We start from the raw sequence: 16,154 nt of genomic DNA on the forward strand, positions 1-16,154 counted from the left end.
CCACCGTCCGGATGCGGCGAGTCGGGTGGGTTATTCGTCGCCGTCCTCTTCGGAGTTCATTTGAAGCGATTCGGCGAATCCTGCTTGCCGTAATTTGCGCGCCACGTTTTCGGATACGTCTAAAGCGTGGCGCTTAATTTTGAAGTAGCGTGCGGATTCATCGGCGCCCACTGAGTGGGCATGTGCGATCAGTCGCCAGACGGTAGCCCGGTGTTTCGTCTCGCCCATGTCGGCGGTGAGCTCTGCCAATCGGTCACGCATCCCCTGGCGGAAGTAGTGGCGGATGATGTCAGATGGTCCTTTGACTTTCGGCGGCGCCGGAGGAAGATCCTCGGCCCGGCCATTCAGCACCAGCAGTTGCACCGCCTCGCTGACTTCCTCGATCCCATGCCAGAGCATCAACTCGTCGAGCATCTGCCGGGTGCCGTGCGGGACCGTATGCCGCAATTCCTGCTCGCCCAGCTCCAGCCGCTTCTCGGCAAGCTTGACCGTGCGTTCCTTCTGTTCGACTGCCATGGCCTACCTCTTCTATTCCGCTGGCCGGCAGTGCGAGCCAGGTTTGTCGTTTGCGTTGCTGGGTACGGGCTATGCGGCGCATGCAGCGACCTTCACCTGGTGCCAGGCGCCGACCGCTTCGAAGATCCGCGCGGCGTGCTCCTCGTCCAAAGACAGGGTGTCAGGGATAGCGATCCAGCCGGAAGCCACCATCTGGCTTTGGTTTGCCTCGTCACGCAGCTTCTTGTAGCAATGCTCGATTACGTCTTCCAGATGGTCGGAGAGGTAAACGCCATCAGGCGCCACCTCCACCGATTTGCTGTAGCGGTCGCCGCGGGCGTCGATGCAGAGGGCGCTGAGGTAGATCGTCCACCGGTGGGGAATGCCGCAGACGGCCTGGCCGATCTTCCCCGGCGCGATGTTCTTCAGCGACTTGTAATTGATCATGCCCTGGCGGCCGCTGGGGTCGATGTTCACCACTGCGACATGGTTGGATGACAGAAGCGAGCGGCACGACCGGGCAATGCGCGCCTGCAGGTTATGCGGCTTTCTCTTGCTCATAAAGCCTCCGCGAGTTTGCGCAGCGCTTCACGCTCGGCCCGGGTGATGGGCGGCTTGCGGCGCTTGAGAATGGTTTCGGGGTCGATCTTGGTGGAGCGGGGCGGTGGTAGTGGTTTGCGTGGCGGGCTTGGTAACTGCGCTACGGTTCCGCCGGTGGCCAGGAACCGCGCTGTACGTTCCGCGATTGAATCAACGTGCTGCCGCTGTTCCTCGACCAGGCTTAGGTGGTTGCTGACGTACATGGCGACCTCACTTGATTCGGATCGAACTGTCGCCGCGCTCCAAGTGAGCCCAGGTAGGTTCGGGTAGGAGTTCGTGTTCAGCGTCTTCACCGGCTGCCACGCGCTTGCGCACCGCTTCGTTATGCTCGCGGATTTCCTTGAGCTTGGCGGCAATGGCCTTTTTGTCCGGAGCAATGCTCGACTTCACAGTGGTCAGTTCGTCCGGCACTGCATCTTCGTTGTCCACGATCACCCGTTCGCTGCCCATGGCCAGCGTGATGGTGAAGAGCGGACGCTTGATCGACTTGATGTTGGCGGCTTCCATGTTGCGGCGCAGGTAGTCGCTGATCTGCGAAACGCTGTTGGACTTGATCCGCTTGAGTTCAGCCAGGCGCTCGATTTCGTTGTCGATAGCCGTCACGTCGCTTTCAATGTTTCGGCGCAACATAACGATATTGTCGGCCTTGTCGTTGAAGTCACCTTGCACTTCGTCCATGGCGTGCTGAAGAGCCTCTTTCAGGCCCTCATCATCGGTGTCGGCCATGGCCTGGAGCTCAGCCAGCTTGCCGGTCAGTGCGTAGAGTTGAGTCATGCTGCGTCCTCAGTCAATTTTTCCAGGGTGGCTTTACGTTCTTCGAACGCCCGGGTGATCCGCGCGATGAAAGCCGGCTCGTTGCGGCGTGTTGCCTCACGAATGTATTTCACGTTCAGTGTTTTCAGCTCGTAGGCGGTTACCGCCTTGCCGATGGTCTCGACAGCCGAGGCGAGCCAGTCAATGCGCTCCTGTTTTTGGCGCAGAATTTCGGCGTCTTTGTCTTCAGCCTTCTCAATCTTGAATTCTTCGGTGATGGTGTCGACGTAGGTGGGGTCGTCGAACATGCCCAGGTAAATGTCAGCTGCGAAGCCCAGGGCTTGCAGGCACTTACCGATGCCATCGGTGAGGGACTTTTTCGCCGTATCCCAGTCAGTAAGGATTTTCCCCTGCTGCAGGTATACGAATGGTGTGTGGCCGTACTGCTGGATTGTGCATTTCTGCCCGGCCTTGCCCGTGTACCAAAGCTCTACCTTTACTGTATGCACCTTCGCGCAGATCATTGGCGCTCCAGGCCATTCTTTCGTTGGCGCTTGAAGGGGCGCGCCTTCGTCAAAGCGATCCTCAAGAACTGTCCAGCCCCAGCCTTCCCCGCACGGGCCAAACAGCTCTGTGGCCCGATGCATCAGGTAAGTGGGGCGGATAGCAGTCCCCTTAAAGCCACCCGCGCCGGTAAATTTTTTGGTCACTTCGGGGTCGGTTGTCTCGACCTGATTCCATATCCTGGTGTTCTCAGACATCACTTGTTCCTCCAGCTGTCAGCACGCTTGGCCAGCTCCTTGAAGGAAGCCGACGGCAGCCTGCTCATGTATTTTTTGTGGTCGCGATACCATTCTTCCAAGGCGGCTTTGGGCGTCTGGATGGCAACGACGTGGGAGACCTGCTGCTTGTACGAAGTCGAGTTTGAAACCTGAGAGTGCAAGGTCCGGCTCACCACTACGGTGTTGGTCATTCCCTGCTTGACCAGGTTGTTCAGCTCTTCCTGGGATTGAACTGCAATGGCGCCGGGGTGCTTCTGCTGGAACAACCTGTAGCAGGCCTCCTTCACAAGCTCAGTGCTGCCATACTCGACGTATTCAACGTCGGGAATTCCTGCCTCGATCTTCTCCGCCACTTCATCCAGGCGCCCGGTGTCGATCCAGGCGTTTTTAGATACCTATTTCAAGTCCCAACCGCTGACCGTCTGGCGATCACGCTCAAGCTGCAGGTGTTCGGGGAGGATGTCGTAGCCGTAGGTCAGGTCGGTTTCGCACACGAAGAGCGTGCCGACGTAGAGCTTCCCCGGCCGGGAGGGCAGGATGTGGCCGTATTTGGTGCCGATGACGTCGCTCATTGGCGGCTGCATGCGCAGGCACATGCTGCGGATTTCCGCTTCGTCATCCTCAGTGAGACCGGAGACAACGAACTCAACGCCCTGATTCTGCCGGTGCGCCGGGGTCTCGTTGATGCATAACACTTCGGCGTCGAACTGGTCGCTGTGCCGGAACTCTGGTACCCATTGTTTGTTGCCGTTCAGCACCTTCACGTCGTAGCCATTCCGGGTCAGTACCAGCAGGGCGATTTTGTAGCCCTCGCCGAAGCTGCCGATTGCGTCGGAGCGGTCAGTCTTGGAGGTGTTGCCCAGCACCAGCGTGCTGGCCTCCAGCCTTGCAAAGCGGCTGGTGATGAACAGCTGGCCGTCGGCGAATGCATATTCAAACGGCGACTCGCTGTCCAGCGCGTTCTGTACCAGCTCCCGTATGGCTTCTTTCAGGCCCCAGTGGCGGACGTAATCGCGGGACAGGGGAAGTTCGTAGGATTTAGAACGAATGCGATCTGCAATTGCTGCGAGCATGACTATCTCCCGCGCCATCCTTGCGGTGGGCGCTGTGCGGAATAATTTATTGGGTGATCAGGCCGCCGATGGCGGGCCCAAAGAAAACGATGGTGAGGAAGGTCAGGCCTACGATGGTCGACAGGGCACGGATGGCGCGGCGCCGGTGCTGCTGGTGGGTGGTCATGGCATACACCACTGGCTGCCGCAGTAGTAGCGACCATCATCAAAGTTCGGGGGGCCGGATTTGCGCCCGCATCCGCACTCAACTTCCTCCTCGATTTCCCCCTCTGACTGGTCAGCCAGTTGGCAGTTAGTGCCGCCGCAGTGCGGGCACTCGGTATGGGCCAAGCTACTGAATGGGCCAACCCAACGAATCCCGGCCTGGTTGCAGTTTCCGCAAATCATCGTCATGGCCGAACCCTCACCGCAATCCGGCCGCCCTTCATGGTTGGCGCCAAGCGCTGAGGCAGATCCCGCACAAGGTCCTCACGCTTTCGACCTATCAGCTCGTTGAAGGGAAGGCCGAAGCCCAGGATGGCAATGCGGCGCTCGATGTCGTCGAGCTGCTCGTCGACCAATGATGTAACCGGTGCGGTGGTCATGCAGCCTCCTTGCGGTGCCTGGTGATTCTCAGCAGGCGCTGGCAGTAGTGGTTGAATTCTTCGACGGTGATCGCGTCGCCGGTGAGCATATTGGTGATCATCCGCGCCACGACGGCTTGGGCGCCGGGCTCACTACTGGGATGCTCCAGTGCCTCCAGCGCCTCATCGATCAGGATGTGAGGGCTCATAGGTCTGTATCCACGTCGTCTTCTGCCTCTTCCCGTTCCGCTGCTACTGCGTCGGCGGCGTAGGGCCGGAGAAGGTCCATGGCGATCCGCTCGGCGGCCTCGATGGGGTGGGGCTGGCCGATCAAGTCAGCAGCGTGTCCGCGTGAATCTGCCTGGCCGCCGAGGATCGACGACAAGAACAGTCGAGCAAGTGAGTCGCGCTCGTCCAGGCCGTCGATCTGGCGCTGGTTCAGGTGGCCTTGCAGAGCAGTGCAGAACCGATCGAACGTCACCACTTGGGACTGGCCGTAGCGGCGCTTCCACTTGATGTCGACGCCGCACACCAGGCGCTCCGCCGAATGCTCGAGCCAGTCCGTCACCTCGTCGCTCTCGCTGACCTCTGGAGGCAACTGAGCGTCGTAACGCTCCTGGCAAATATTCAATGCTGCGTTCATGGTCGCCTCCAAGGTGGCGGGTTGTTCACCTGTATTCGTCAACACTCATGCCTCCCGCTGGTTTCCGATGGGCGCGGGGGAGGAGTGCTGACGTAGTAGAGATGTGCAGGGGTAGGTGTCGGTTTTTTTCGGCTGCCGTGGCTCTTGCCGTTTAGCGGGTCGCACTGAAGGCTGGTAGCATCGACACTCCTTCTCGGAGCAAGGGGTCGCTATGCATCAGGTCGTTGAAAGGGCATTAAGGGTGATCGCAGCAGAGAGCCACGAGCCTGAATACACTGAGGCTTTTAGTGCTGTTCATGCAGTCGTGATTGAGTTTGGGGAGGAAAATCTGGCTGACCGGCTTTTTGCCGATATTCCCGATTCGATCGCTTTCATGCAGGTGGCCCGGCTCTTCGACTTTCTTGCCTGGCAGACGGATGACAACGGGTCAGCGATGACTCGCACCGCTGAGCGCTGGCTCGTCGAAGGCACAGATCTACGCAAGATTCAGATCGCTCTCAACCTCGAGGTGTACCCGTTTCCGGACGAGCATGAGATGTACCGCGTGCTGTCTGATGTGGCTGAGTCCCTCCCTCAGATGGCTGATAGATGCCAGCAGCTAATCAGCTCTCGGCAAAATCGGTAGCACCTGCTCATACAGTCAATTCAGCGCACTCAGCCCGGCGTACCATCCGCACCTGAGCCATTCGCCTTTCCGGCGCCCGCCGATCACGACGCAAGGAGTCGTCACTGATCATCGAGTGCATGGCGATAAGCGCCGCCAGCACAAAGCACACCGGCGTGATGATCTGGCGTTTCATGGCCTCGGCCACCAAAGCAGTGCGCTTCGTCACGCCCAGCTTGAACATCGCATTGGTCAAGCGCTTCTTGACAGTGCCTGCCTCAATGCCTGCCTCCCGGGCGATCTCTTTCGAGGTGAAGCCCTGGGCAATCCAAAGCAGGAACTGAAGCTCTCGCGGCGCAAGGCCACGTCCGAGGTGGCCCTTCCATGAACCGTTGATGATTGTTGCTTCCATAATCGTCCCTCGAGCTAGAGCTGGTGTGTGGTGGAGGCGAATTGCTACTCTTGGCAAACATCCAAGGAATGGGCCCACGCCAATGGACGCCAAGAACATTCAGAAACTTCAGCAACTGAAAGAAGAAATGGAGTCTCTGAAGAAACAGAAGGCAGTCACTACTCCCCATATTCCAGGGCAAAATTTCAGTGACGAATCAGAAAAATTCTTTGCGGGGGTTTCAGAAAAAAAGCGAGACGACCTTGCGCGCCAGTTTCGGCAGGAAAAAAGATCCGTACCTTCCAATGATCCAACTCCAGATCATGAGGTTGATGAAACAACGCTAGAGTTGAGACGCGAGTTTGCCCGCCTCAACAAGATCCGCGAATTTCAAGAGATAGCAGGGAACAGGAAGCTGAGTCGAAAAGCCTCGAAGGCGGCTATTAAAGAGGCGAAAACGGCAGGGGAGCGAATTGAAAAAAAATGCTTCAACTGCAAAAAACAATTCCACATCTACTCCAACTGGGCTAACCCTCCAACTCTCTGCGCTGCATGCACAAAGTATGTAAATGATGCCTACCTTCCATCAAGCCCTGGCCGCTCTGTTCCGACTGGCTGGATTCACGTTGTGAGTGGCGGCGCTCCGGGGCTTGGCAAGCGCTAATTGTCCCTGTCCGGTTGTCTTCCGAAAGCATCCGATGCGGGTGCTGACGTGAAGGCTTCTGGTGTTGCTGGCCGGATATCCGCTACTGGCGTCGATTGCCGGCCTTGTTCTGACTGTTCCGATGACCACGAATTCCTGTCATCACTCCACTTACCAGCCCTTCCGCGCTGGACCGAGGGAGGCCCTCGTGAACCCAGGCTCACTGTGCTGGGTTGCGTTACAGGTTTTGGCTTCTTGAGGCCTGCCGGCGAACCGGACTTGAAACTAAAGAGCGGCGCAGCTCTCGCTGCTGGCCGGCGGTGTTCGCTGCTGGCTTGAGATGAGTTTAAGCAAGCTGAAATTAATGTGTCAAGCATGCTGAATAAATAAATTCAGATTGCTGAAATTTGCGAGCGATAAAAAGCCCGCTCAACGGCGGGCTCTTTTATGAGTCGCAGTACTCGCGCCAGCCGATCCTGACGGCGCCGTCATCTAGATGCTCGATGCTTATGCCGGCGGTGTCGCCGATATCCTGGATGACCTGGTGCCAAGCTTCAGGGCTTTCATCGCCGCGCCTGGATACTTCCACCAACTGAATCCTCTGTACTCTGGGGGAGGCAATTATGCGTTGCAGGCGGTGGCCCACAAGCTCGTAGGAATTTCTCGGTTTGGGTGTGGGGGAGGGTGCCTGGTTCATGCTTCGCTCCTTGCGAGTACTGTATGCATACACAGTATTTGCATTGACATATCTTGGCAATAGGGTGGCGAGAAGTTTCATGCATAAATGCATATTTTGAAGCGGGGGCGTTTCCGACGGATACCAAAAAGCCCGCTCCATAGCGGGCTCTCTGTGACACCTGAGGTGCCGATCCTTGGGCAAGGCCAGTGTGTTAAATACTGACTGGTGGCTAATTGGCCGGAAGAGGAACTTGACCGGCGCCGGGGCACAATTTTCCCAGTGTATTATTCGTGAGATTTCAATTTGGCTAGCTCATGATCAGGCTCTATATGCGCGCGATGTAGTCGCTTGCTAGTCATTCGCTTATATAATCTGCAGTTCTAGGATATGTTGGCTATGGGATTATCCAGCATGCATAGTCTATGAAAGCAGGTAGCTCTATCATTTAGATGATTTGGAGCTCCCGTCTTCTGCCCAGTCAGCCCAACCCGAAAAAGTAAGTGTTCTTTCGTAATCCAGATGAGCTACCCGTTTAGACCAATCCTCAATGTTAGCCTGTAGTCGCTTCTGATTTTCAGACTCTTCACTATAACTATAGCCATGCCCTGAGACCTCGAAATGGTATTCAGGTGCGAGAATTGAGAATCCTAGATAATGTAGAGAATAGTGGATAGGCCAGAGCATTACCCCCATTTCCCCGCCTCTGGCGCCAGGCCCGAAAGCTGAAGCAGGTGCCCCAGTCGTGACTGATACGATTGCCCGCTTTCCCCGAAAATAGCCTGTTTCGTATCGCATTTTACTGTTGTAGAGATGGCCAGAAACAAAGACTCGATCAAACCAGCCTTTCAGAACGGCGGGAGGGCCGTGCCACCAAAGTGGAAACTGCAAGATAACGAGATCTGCAGCTTCGAGTTTTTCAATTTCCAGCTGTACGTCCCTCGGCAGAGTGCCATTCTTGCTGGCGTGGCGCTGCTCCGCTAGCGCAACAAATTGCTGCGTGTTCAGGCGATCACCGTAATGCCGACCGTCTTCTACTGGATCGAACTTCGCGGCGTAGAGGTCAGATACAGTTACCACGTGCCCTGCCGCTTCAAGAGCAGATCTGGCTGCTGCGGTTAACTGGCTGTTAAAGGACTCATTGTCAGGGTGCGCTAAAACGATAAGAACATGCATGCGGTCTACCTCAGCTGTTTTACGAATGCTGTACCGTATCGCTCATCATGGCAATTACGCACCTGGAGGTAACCACCTTGGCGCACCCTGGTAACGTGTATTCAAAAAATTGTTCAGCGCGTGACGCGTTGGAACTCATCTCTGGAAAGTGGGTGATGTTAATAGTGCCTGCTCTTGCTCAGCACCCCATGCGCAACGGTGAACTGCTTAGGCAAATAGAGGGTATTTCTCAGAAGGTTTTGACGCAAACCCTCAAGAAGCTTGAGCGGAACGGATTGCTTGAGCGACGAGAGATATCGGATAGGCCTATCCACGTTGAATATCGGCTCACCGCGGTAGCGCTTTCTCTGGTTGATACGCTAACAGCGCTGGATCGGTGGGCGGAGTATCATTTTCCCGCACTTGATGCGGCTCGTGCTCGTTACGACTCGGCCGGCTCGACAAAAATCTAGTTATGGCGTTGTTGGTACCTTGGGGGTGGACGCCATCACCTTTGTAGCGTGGATGGAGAGCTTGACTTCGTCGGACGCTTACAGCCGACCAAGAATCGAGACGGTCCGTGCTGCGAGGGAGGTAGGGCAGATACAAGAAGCCCAGCGCAGTGCTGCCGGGCTTCGATGTAGAAGCGTCAGGGACTAACGATGCTTGTTCTTATGTTTATGTTTGTTGTTGCCTTTGTGCTTCTTACCATCCGATCGATGACCGCTCTCATCATCAGCCAGGTTGTTTCCTAGCGCGCCACCCGCAGCGCCGCCGAGACCTGCACCGATCGTCGAGCCAGTCGTGCCGCCGAGGCGGTTACCAATGAGTGAGCCACCAGCCGAGCCGATACCGCCACCTAATGCGGCTTCAGCTCTGTTGCCTCTCTGAGCGCCGACAGCACTGCCCGCAGCACCACCTACGCCGGCGCCTACCGCCGCTCCCGTTGAGCCGCCGAGCTGTTGACCTACGATGTTGCCAAGTGCACCACCAACGCCGCCTCCAAGAGCGGCTGTGCCATCTCCGGCTGCCATTGCTCCTTGTGAGATGAGGGCACCAAAAAATAGGGCGGGCAGTGTCATTTTCATTTTGTGAACCTCTATGGGTTGTCAGCAGGCGCTCACGGTTTAAAGCACGCCTAGAATTAGGACTGGAGTAGAAGTTTGTAGTTCTCTCCGGGCGGTCCCTGCGGGCGAATGGTTGTAACAAGATATGCCGTGATGGATTTGGCGGCGGAGGGCAGGCTTAAGTGGGCTCACCATGACTCGGGATGGCCAAGGGAGCCTGTATGTGAAAAGACAGAAACAAGAAGCCCGGCGCTGGGCCGGGCAAGTCATTTGGCTGGTTCTGCACGGTCCCGCACAGTCCTTCCCGCCTGCACCTCGTCCGGTCGCGCCATAGAAGTGGTTCAGCGCTATCAGCTCAACCACGGCCACGAAAACGCAGACCACAACGAAGCCTGGGCTGAAGACTCGCTTGCGATGGGATGAACTGCCGTCCGGCCAAATGCCAGCTTCGGTTGTGAAAACCACCATGAGTGCCAGCAGAGCATAGGTCCACACCTTGTTCCAAAAGCTCTGCTCTCGCCATGAGATCGATGGCTTTCCAAGGGCGGATGGCATCAGTAAAACTTCTGCAGCGCCTGCACAACTACGCCCACGATCCGGCAGTTCTCGTCGACTGCCTCGATGGGGTAGCTCGGGTTCAGAGGTTTCAGGAACAGCCGTCCGCCATCGCTGACCAGCTTCTTGAATGTGGCTTCGTTGCTGTCCGGCAGTTTGGCCACGACCAGCTTACCTGGTGCAACTTCAGCCTCTGTGTCCACCAAGATCAGAGTGCCCTCGGTGATGCTCTGGCCGGCGGGCGCCGTCATTGAGTCCCCTTTAACTGTCAGCCAGAACGCCGGGCCTTTGGAGTCGTACTCCGAAAACTCGTAGGTGTCCGAGATTCCGGCCGGGTAGGGCTCCACTGCTTCCGCCCAGGCGCCGGCGGCAACCCAGCTCACAACCGGGTAGCGGAATGATTTTGTGGGATGGGCGGCAGGGGAGATATTTGATTCGGTAGCCTCCCGCTCATTGCCCTCGCCAATGGCTAGCCACTCAGCCCTAAAGCCAGTCGCTTTCGCCAGGGCATAAAGGTTCTCCGGCCTGAGGCTTTTGCTCTCGCCGGTGATCCACTGAGTGACGGCCGAATTTGCAACGCCGCAAAGCGATGCAATCTCCCCTTTCTTTTTACCGCTGACCTGTATGGCGCGGGCGATACGTTCGTGTCTTTCCATGGACTCAATATTAAGTTAACTGAATTTAAGCATGCAGTAGGTGCAAATCACCGTTGATGCCATAACTTAAGCATGCTTAAATTGCGGCAGGCTCGAACGAGGATGCGCAATGAATACGCATGAAGTCGCCGAATTCTTCGGCAGCAAGACGAAGCTGGCACTCGCCTTGGGCATCCGCCCAAGCGCCGTGACCATGTGGGGGGGAACGATCCCCGAATCCCGGCAGTACCAGATCCAGGTCCTTTCCAAGGGCAAGTTCAAGGCGACAAAGAAAGACCAAGCCGCCTGACAGGCAAACCCTTCTGCCCATGTAGCCAGTATCGGCCCAGCCGGTCTGCGAAGTAAGAAACCTGAGGTCGCTGGTGTTTTATCCAGTGGGTTTTGAGAGAGGCGCTGCGGGGAGTAGGGCGAGGTGGTTGGTGCTTCGGCGCCGAATTACAGGCAATAAAAAAGCCGACGGTCGAGGTCGGCTTCTTCGATAAAACTTAGCGAGGCCGATTATATGCAAACGCCGCCACATATCAATAGCTCTACCAATCTCGCGCCACGTTTTTCGCAATCTGAAAACGTGGCGCGCAATTCAGCAGTGATTCCGTTCGATTTCGACGGCGCCGCAATTCGGGTCATCACCGACAAGCTCGGCGATCCGTGGTTTGTCGCGCGCGATGTCGCCGACGCCCTCGGCTACTCCAAGCCAGAGAACGCCGTGTCCCGTCACTGCAAGGCTGCGACCACTACCCCGAAACAGGGTGGTGGTTTCATGACCATCATCCCGGAGCGGGACCTGTACCGGCTGGTGATGAAGTCCAAGCTGCCGGCCGCCGAGAAGTTCGAAGAGTGGGTGGTCGGGCAGGTGCTGCCGAGCATCCGCAAGACCGGCACCTTTTCTGCCCAGGGTCCGAACAACTCCAAGATCGTCGGCGAGCTTGCCATTTTGGAATGCTTCACACGCATGCTGAAGCCTGCGCCATCCAGCCAAGTGATGATGCTCGCCCAGATCGCCACCAACAACGGCCTGGACGCCAAGTTCCTCCCAGGCTACGCCGTCGACGCCGCGCCAGATGCCGCTGGCGGCTCTTCGATGCCCACCAAGGCAATTACCGCCCTGATCAAAGATCACGCCATCGCCAGCACCGCGCGCGCCTTCAACCTTGCACTTGAAGCCCACGGCTTCCTCAAGGTCCTCCAGCGCAAAAACTCCAAGCAGGAGATGGTCGATTTTTGGTCCGTGACCGAGAAGGGCATGGCCTACGGCAAGAACCTCACCAGCCCTCAATGCCCCCGCGAGACGCAGCCTCACTGGTACGTGGATCGCTTCCTTGAATTGGCCGCTAAGGTCAGGAAGGCCTGACATGCAATACACCGTCACGATTAACCAGGTGAAGGCGCTGGAATGGGGGCTGAATTCTCAGCAAGCCCTGCTGTTCGCCTTCGTCTACGGCTGCCCGAGTTGGACCAAGCCAATCAAGACTGATGACGGGATCTTCTTCGCGCTGAGCAAGGCCAAGATCATCGAGGAGCTACCGCTGCTCACTGACAAGCCAGACACCGCTTACCGCATGCTGAAGGCCCTGGAAGAGGCCGGTTTGATTGAGCTTTCCAGCACTTCGAACATCACGCTTTTCCGCCTCACAGAGAAGGCAATCGAGTGGAACCAGAAGCTGGACGGGTCGGAAAAATATCCGACCCCACCAAAAAACAAGGGTCGGAAAAATATCCGATCTACCTCGGATAAATCTCCGAGCAAGGTCGGAAAAAAATCCGGGCAAGGGTCGGATAAATCTCCGACAAATCAGGATACCAATCATCAGGGTACCAATCAGGACACCAGTCAGGACTTGCAGGACGCCACCGGCAAGCCGGCTCAGTCCCGCGGCTTGGTGCTGGTGGTTGATCGCACCGATGCCCCACGGGTTGAGATCCCCGCCGACATGCCGGGCCCCAAAGATCAGACCTGCAAAACCTTCAAGGTTTGGGCGAATTACGCCATGGCTTACCGCAAACGCTACAGCGCCTGGCCGGTGTGGAATGCCAAGGTCGGCGGCCAGCTCGGCCAACTGGTCGATCGCCTCGGTGCCGATGTAGCCCACCACGTGGCAGCCCACTTCCTGAAAACCAGCGATGCCGCCGTCCTGCGCAAGTGCCACAGCCTCAACGAGCTGCTGGCCAACGCCGAGAGCTACCACACCCAGTGGGTCACTGGGCAGCGCATCAACGGCACAACCGCCCGCCAGATGGAACGGACCGAGGCTAACCACTCCGCAGCGGAGCAGGCCGCCCAGATGGTTCTGGCCAAACGCCAAGCAGGTGACCGCAATGAATACCTCTGAAATGAACGACCAGCAGGTTGCCGGGCTGGCCGCCGCCATCTGCGCCACAGCCGAGGCCATGGGCCAGGAAATGAACCCGGGCACTGCCGCGATGATGGCTGAAGACCTCTGCGCGTATCCGGTGCCCGTCGTCAAAGCCGCATTGAAGGCCTGCCGCTTCGAGGTGAAGGGCAAGCTGGCAATGGCTGACATCCTGCAACGCGTCCAGTCCTCCGACGGGCGCCCGGGCAAGGACGAGGCCTGGGCCATCGCCATGACCACCAACGACGAATTTGAAACAGTGGTGCTGACCGACGAGATCCAGCTGGCCCTGGCTGCTGCGAAGCCCATCTTGGATGGCGGCGACAAGATCGGTGCGCGCATGGCGTTCATCGATGCCTACCAGCGTTTCGTAGGGCAGGCCCGCGAGGATGCGAAACCGGTCAACTGGCACGTGTCCGTGGGCTTCGACGCAAACCGTCGCGTGCAGGCTGTGACTAAGGCAATGGAGCTGAAGAGAATCCCGCGCGAACACGCCCAGAAGTACCTGACGGACCTGAGCGTCGAGCCGATCACTGAGGACGGTCGCGCCATCGCCGGCTTACTCACGGGCACCGTCACACGGCCAGAGCCCCAGCTTCGGCAGAAGTTGGAACTGGTGAAAAACTCGATGCTGGAAATGCGCAAGGCCAGTGCCGAACGGAAAACCGAAATGCGGATTGACGCGGCAAATGAGTTGGCGGATCGCAGGGCGCTGCTCATCAAGCAAGCTCAGGAACTGGAAGCGAAGAGGGCGGTGCAATGACCGACAAGATCAGCGTCAACTGCCAGGCCAAGCTCTCTGAGGCTATCACCAAGTTGAGCGCCATGTACCGAGACAAGAAGTTCGTGGTGGTCTCCCTGCGCGCTGGCAAGGACCGCACGCTTGACCAGAACCGGTTGTGGTTCGGGATGTATAAGCGCATCGCCGAAATGACCCAGATCGGTGACGCGGCTGACGCCCGGCGCTATTGCAAGCTGCACTTTGGCGTGCAGATCCTGCTGAACGAGGATGCCGGCTTTCAGGCCGAGTGGTACCGGGTCATGCGCCATCTGCCGTACGAAACGAAGCTGGCCATGATGGGGGAGTGTCATCTGTTCGGCCCCGACGGTTTCCCGGTGACCAGCCTGTTCAATCGCGCCCAGGGCATCAATTACACCGACCGCATCGCCGCCTATTTCACAGGCCAAGGTGTGGTTTTCACTGATCTACTCAGCAAGGAGGCTGCATGATCGCCAAGCAACCCAAACCGAAGAAGTGCAAGAACCCGGCATGCGGCATCAGCTTCCCGCCGCAGCGCCTGGGCCAGGCCGTATGCAGCCCGAAGTGCGGCCTGGCCATCAAGGACGTTAATCAGGCGAAGGCGCGCAAGTCACTGGCCCAGGTCGAGCGCCGCGAGATCAAGGTCCGTAAGGAGAAGCTGAAGAGCCGCGGCGAACACATGCGTGAGGCTCAGCAGGCGTTCAACGAATACGTCCGTACCCGGGACCAGGCCGCCGGCCACCTCTGCATCTCCAGCGGCAAGCCGTTGGACTGGAGCGGCAACGCAGTCGATGCCGGCCACTACCGCAGCGTTGGCTCCGCGCCGCACCTGCGCTTCGATGAACGCAACTGCCACGCCCAGAGCAAGCAAGACAACCGCTTCCTTTCGGGCAATGCCGTGGATTACCGGATCGGGCTGATCGCGCGCATCGGCCAGGAGGCCGTCGACGCCTTGGAAGCTGACCAGAGCGTGCGCAAGTACACCGTCGAGCAGATCAAGGGCATCAAGGCCTACTACCGGGCAAAGACAAGAGAGCTGAAGAGGGCTGCAGCATGACCTATCGCAACGTTGTTTCAGCAGTAGTTCGAGCCCTTGCGGCCGAGACCATCACTTCGGCCGGCGGCTGCGACTTCGAGCCGAAGGTTCAGTGCGCCAAGCAGAAGGGGGAGATCGTCGGCAAGGAGGCGGCGTTTCTCCAGGACTGCTGGGTGTTCGGTCGGCTACACAAGGCGTTGACCCCGGCGCACTGGCGGGCGCTCGTGGCCAAGTACTCGACGCACCAGGAGCGCAAACACGGCGCCATTTTGGAATTGCTGAATTCGGTGAAGACGCCGGCGCCGAAACGCTTCCGGGAATGCGCCGTGCTGACCTGGGCCATTCCGCAGGTTGCTGGTACCGAGGGTAAGCGCTCCGCCGCAGTCCTGCCGGCTGCCTGGTACGACATCACAAACTGGGATAACGACGGCAAGCCGGAATCAACCCGGTACCGGTGGCGCTCAGGGATCCGCAAGACGCTGGATGACCAGGTGAACGAGGCGCTCACTGCCGCTCAGGAACTGCTCGATGCAGAAGGATTAATCGAAAGTTGCGCGGCGTAGCGAAAAGCCATTGCACCGAGTGAGAAAGTGAGAGAGTATTTACCCATCCTGTCGTCCTTGCGCATTAGGGATTGATACCGAGAGCCCGGCCACAGAGTCGGGCTTTTTTTATAAGGAATTAGGTGATGGAATCGGTTCAGGTAGGGGCTACCGTTCTCGGCTGGGGAGACATTCTAAAAATTGTCTTGGCAAGTGGTGTGGTCGCCTCTGCGATCGGCTGGTTCAAAGACTGGCTCTTTAAGCGTCGAGACAGGGTGAGAGACGCAAAATTTGCTGCAATAGGGGTCATTGCGAGGCTGGACCTCTATGTTATTCAATCTCGGCAAAACGTTCGGGACTATCACGAAGTAACCGGTCCAATGGATCCGCACACTCACTACCAAAACTGGCCAAGATGTTCATATCCTGATCTAGAGGTCACCGAGGACACGCTGAAGCATTTAGATGCTGAGCATGCAAGTGATCTAGCATGGCTGGCCACTGAAAAAGCCTTGGCAAGTGAGCATCTATATTGGATTTATGAGTCCTCTTTCGATCCGACCGAGGTACACAATCATAAGGCTGAAGTGGTCGGTTACTTTGGTTACGAGGCCCACTTGTTGGCATGCAAATTGAGGGAAAGTTTTGACCTCCCGTCCTTTGGCCATCGCTGGGGTGTTGATGAAGACTTTCATGACTTGCATCAAGCATGGAAGGAAACCAAAAAAGAGGTCATAAGGCGTACATTGCCCCGCCTGACGGAAGTTGAGTAGTCAGGCGTCCTTTTTCTACAGCGGGATACACATTCA

At 57.5% G+C, this 16,154-nt stretch carries 26 protein-coding genes and 1 pseudogene; 11 read left to right on the forward strand and 16 right to left on the reverse strand.

Annotated elements, in window-relative coordinates:
* Window positions 1–30 precede the first annotated feature (30 nt).
* From AC07SI_RS03565 to AC07SI_RS03610, 10 genes are all read right to left on the reverse strand, one after another.
* Window positions 31–516: a hypothetical protein gene (locus AC07SI_RS03565; RefSeq protein WP_495005112.1), complete on the reverse strand. Its 486-nt coding sequence runs from the start codon at window positions 514–516 to the stop codon at window positions 31–33.
* Between the two features lie 69 nt (window positions 517–585).
* Window positions 586–1,056 carry a hypothetical protein gene (locus AC07SI_RS03570; protein WP_495005113.1) on the reverse strand — a complete coding sequence of 157 codons (471 nt, stop codon included), beginning with the start codon at window positions 1,054–1,056 and terminating at the stop codon, window positions 586–588.
* A complete protein-coding gene (locus AC07SI_RS03575) occupies window positions 1,053–1,298 on the reverse strand; it encodes a hypothetical protein (RefSeq protein WP_495005114.1) in 246 nt (81 codons plus the stop codon). Before AC07SI_RS03575 ends, AC07SI_RS03570 begins: the two co-directional genes overlap by 4 nt.
* 7 nt (window positions 1,299–1,305) lie before the next feature.
* On the reverse strand, window positions 1,306–1,869 hold the full coding sequence (locus tag AC07SI_RS03580; protein ID WP_369005373.1) for a siphovirus Gp157 family protein: 564 nt from the start codon (window positions 1,867–1,869) through the stop codon (window positions 1,306–1,308).
* Complete coding sequence (locus AC07SI_RS03585; RefSeq protein WP_369005374.1) at window positions 1,866–2,609, reverse strand: hypothetical protein; 744 nt, start codon at window positions 2,607–2,609, stop codon at window positions 1,866–1,868. Before AC07SI_RS03585 ends, AC07SI_RS03580 begins: the two co-directional genes overlap by 4 nt.
* A complete protein-coding gene (locus AC07SI_RS03590) occupies window positions 2,609–2,983 on the reverse strand; it encodes a hypothetical protein (protein WP_495005115.1) in 375 nt (124 codons plus the stop codon). The genes AC07SI_RS03585 and AC07SI_RS03590 overlap by 1 nt, the downstream gene beginning before the upstream one ends.
* Before the next feature lie 42 nt (window positions 2,984–3,025).
* Window positions 3,026–3,703 carry a hypothetical protein gene (locus AC07SI_RS03595; RefSeq protein WP_495005116.1) on the reverse strand — a complete coding sequence of 226 codons (678 nt, stop codon included), beginning with the start codon at window positions 3,701–3,703 and terminating at the stop codon, window positions 3,026–3,028.
* 389 nt (window positions 3,704–4,092) lie between these two features.
* Window positions 4,093–4,287, reverse strand: a complete 195-nt coding sequence (locus AC07SI_RS03600) for a hypothetical protein (RefSeq protein ID WP_406597051.1) — start codon at window positions 4,285–4,287, stop codon at window positions 4,093–4,095.
* Complete coding sequence (locus AC07SI_RS03605; protein WP_406597052.1) at window positions 4,284–4,475, reverse strand: hypothetical protein; 192 nt, start codon at window positions 4,473–4,475, stop codon at window positions 4,284–4,286. The genes AC07SI_RS03600 and AC07SI_RS03605 overlap by 4 nt, the downstream gene beginning before the upstream one ends.
* Window positions 4,472–4,909, reverse strand: a complete 438-nt coding sequence (locus AC07SI_RS03610) for a hypothetical protein (protein ID WP_495005117.1) — start codon at window positions 4,907–4,909, stop codon at window positions 4,472–4,474. The genes AC07SI_RS03605 and AC07SI_RS03610 overlap by 4 nt, the downstream gene beginning before the upstream one ends.
* Before the next feature lie 211 nt (window positions 4,910–5,120).
* On the opposite strand from AC07SI_RS03610, the gene AC07SI_RS03615 reads away from it, so the two are divergent.
* A complete protein-coding gene (locus AC07SI_RS03615; RefSeq protein WP_495005118.1) occupies window positions 5,121–5,534 on the forward strand; it encodes a hypothetical protein in 414 nt (137 codons plus the stop codon).
* A gap of 7 nt (window positions 5,535–5,541) precedes the next feature.
* Here AC07SI_RS03615 and AC07SI_RS03620 read toward each other — a convergent pair whose 3' ends face one another.
* Window positions 5,542–5,925 (reverse strand): response regulator transcription factor, encoded by a 384-nt coding sequence (locus tag AC07SI_RS03620; protein WP_177141818.1) that lies wholly within the window; start codon window positions 5,923–5,925, stop codon window positions 5,542–5,544.
* Between the two features lie 82 nt (window positions 5,926–6,007).
* On the opposite strand from AC07SI_RS03620, the gene AC07SI_RS03625 reads away from it, so the two are divergent.
* The gene (locus tag AC07SI_RS03625; protein ID WP_495005119.1) at window positions 6,008–6,568 is read left to right on the forward strand and encodes a hypothetical protein; all 561 of its coding nucleotides are present in this window, start codon (window positions 6,008–6,010) and stop codon (window positions 6,566–6,568) included.
* A 424-nt stretch (window positions 6,569–6,992) separates the two neighbouring features.
* Here the strand turns inward: AC07SI_RS03625 and AC07SI_RS03630 are convergent, their stop codons facing one another.
* Together AC07SI_RS03630 and AC07SI_RS03635 are read right to left on the reverse strand one after the other, a co-directional pair.
* Window positions 6,993–7,244, reverse strand: coding sequence for a DUF1654 domain-containing protein (locus AC07SI_RS03630; RefSeq protein WP_495005120.1), 252 nt, complete (start codon window positions 7,242–7,244; stop codon window positions 6,993–6,995).
* 423 nt (window positions 7,245–7,667) lie between these two features.
* Window positions 7,668–8,399 (reverse strand): NAD(P)H-dependent oxidoreductase, encoded by a 732-nt coding sequence (locus AC07SI_RS03635; RefSeq protein ID WP_495005121.1) that lies wholly within the window; start codon window positions 8,397–8,399, stop codon window positions 7,668–7,670.
* A 47-nt stretch (window positions 8,400–8,446) separates the two neighbouring features.
* On the opposite strand from AC07SI_RS03635, the gene AC07SI_RS03640 reads away from it, so the two are divergent.
* Window positions 8,447–8,851: a winged helix-turn-helix transcriptional regulator gene (locus AC07SI_RS03640; RefSeq protein WP_495005122.1), complete on the forward strand. Its 405-nt coding sequence runs from the start codon at window positions 8,447–8,449 to the stop codon at window positions 8,849–8,851.
* Window positions 8,852–9,034: 183 nt separating this feature from the next.
* On the opposite strand, the gene AC07SI_RS03645 is transcribed toward AC07SI_RS03640, so the two are convergent.
* From AC07SI_RS03645 to AC07SI_RS03655, 3 genes and pseudogenes are all read right to left on the reverse strand, one after another.
* Window positions 9,035–9,466 carry a hypothetical protein gene (locus tag AC07SI_RS03645; RefSeq protein ID WP_495005123.1) on the reverse strand — a complete coding sequence of 144 codons (432 nt, stop codon included), beginning with the start codon at window positions 9,464–9,466 and terminating at the stop codon, window positions 9,035–9,037.
* A 306-nt stretch (window positions 9,467–9,772) separates the two neighbouring features.
* Window positions 9,773–10,000, reverse strand: a pseudogene (locus AC07SI_RS03650) (hypothetical protein); the annotation flags it as partial.
* Window positions 10,000–10,656, reverse strand: coding sequence for a LexA family protein (locus AC07SI_RS03655; protein ID WP_495005124.1), 657 nt, complete (start codon window positions 10,654–10,656; stop codon window positions 10,000–10,002). The gene AC07SI_RS03655 and the pseudogene AC07SI_RS03650, both read right to left, overlap by 1 nt.
* A gap of 109 nt (window positions 10,657–10,765) precedes the next feature.
* On the opposite strand from AC07SI_RS03655, the gene AC07SI_RS03660 reads away from it, so the two are divergent.
* The 8 genes from AC07SI_RS03660 (at window position 10,766) to AC07SI_RS03695 (ending at window position 16,118) form a co-directional block, all read left to right on the forward strand.
* Complete coding sequence (locus AC07SI_RS03660) at window positions 10,766–10,945, forward strand: Cro/CI family transcriptional regulator (RefSeq protein WP_495005125.1); 180 nt, start codon at window positions 10,766–10,768, stop codon at window positions 10,943–10,945.
* Window positions 10,946–11,158: 213 nt separating this feature from the next.
* Window positions 11,159–12,007 carry a BRO-N domain-containing protein gene (locus AC07SI_RS03665; protein ID WP_495005126.1) on the forward strand — a complete coding sequence of 283 codons (849 nt, stop codon included), beginning with the start codon at window positions 11,159–11,161 and terminating at the stop codon, window positions 12,005–12,007.
* Window position 12,008: 1 nt separating this feature from the next.
* Window positions 12,009–12,986, forward strand: a complete 978-nt coding sequence (locus tag AC07SI_RS03670) for a phage replication protein (RefSeq protein ID WP_495005127.1) — start codon at window positions 12,009–12,011, stop codon at window positions 12,984–12,986.
* On the forward strand, window positions 12,973–13,770 hold the full coding sequence (locus AC07SI_RS03675) for a hypothetical protein (protein WP_495005128.1): 798 nt from the start codon (window positions 12,973–12,975) through the stop codon (window positions 13,768–13,770). Before AC07SI_RS03670 ends, AC07SI_RS03675 begins: the two co-directional genes overlap by 14 nt.
* Window positions 13,767–14,237: a hypothetical protein gene (locus tag AC07SI_RS03680; protein ID WP_065905515.1), complete on the forward strand. Its 471-nt coding sequence runs from the start codon at window positions 13,767–13,769 to the stop codon at window positions 14,235–14,237. Before AC07SI_RS03675 ends, AC07SI_RS03680 begins: the two co-directional genes overlap by 4 nt.
* Window positions 14,234–14,824: a recombination protein NinG gene (locus tag AC07SI_RS03685; RefSeq protein WP_495005129.1), complete on the forward strand. Its 591-nt coding sequence runs from the start codon at window positions 14,234–14,236 to the stop codon at window positions 14,822–14,824. The genes AC07SI_RS03680 and AC07SI_RS03685 overlap by 4 nt, the downstream gene beginning before the upstream one ends.
* On the forward strand, window positions 14,821–15,366 hold the full coding sequence (locus AC07SI_RS03690; protein ID WP_315412972.1) for a hypothetical protein: 546 nt from the start codon (window positions 14,821–14,823) through the stop codon (window positions 15,364–15,366). Before AC07SI_RS03685 ends, AC07SI_RS03690 begins: the two co-directional genes overlap by 4 nt.
* Window positions 15,367–15,491: 125 nt before the next feature.
* A complete protein-coding gene (locus tag AC07SI_RS03695; protein ID WP_315412971.1) occupies window positions 15,492–16,118 on the forward strand; it encodes a hypothetical protein in 627 nt (208 codons plus the stop codon).
* Window positions 16,119–16,154 lie beyond the last annotated feature (36 nt).

Source organism: Pseudomonas sp. GW821-FHT05D12, from assembly GCF_059419825.1.